General features: G+C 50.1%; 1 protein-coding gene. It reads left to right on the forward strand.

Annotated elements, in window-relative coordinates:
* Positions 1 to 60: 60 nt before the first annotated feature.
* A partial coding sequence (gene dhaM, locus A1D26_RS05920) for a dihydroxyacetone kinase phosphoryl donor subunit DhaM (RefSeq protein WP_232516808.1) occupies positions 61 to 387 on the forward strand: 327 nt, incomplete at its 3' end.

The following is a 387-nucleotide window of genomic DNA, read 5'->3' on the forward strand; positions in this document are numbered from 1 at the left end:
CCTCGGTGATGTTTATGATGCAAATGTTGGCGTTAGCCGCAAAAGAGTAAGGAATTGGTGATGGTAAACCTGGTCATAGTTTCACATAGCAGCCGACTGGGAGAAGGTGTCGGTGAACTAGCCCGTCAGATGTTAATGAGTGATAGTTGTAAAATCGCCATTGCCGCGGGAATTGACGATCCACAAAATCCCATTGGTACCGATGCCGTCAAAGTGATGGAGGCCATCGAATCTGTTGCTGATGCCGACCATGTGCTGGTCATGATGGATATGGGTAGCGCATTATTGAGTGCTGAAACTGCGCTGGAATTGCTGGCTCCCGAGATCGCCGCAAAAGTACGTTTGTGTGCTGCACCGTTGGTCGAAGGTACACTGGCAGCAACGGTC

It is taken from the genome of Ursidibacter maritimus (genome assembly GCF_009761395.1).
Lineage (GTDB): Bacteria > Pseudomonadota > Gammaproteobacteria > Enterobacterales > Pasteurellaceae > Ursidibacter > Ursidibacter maritimus.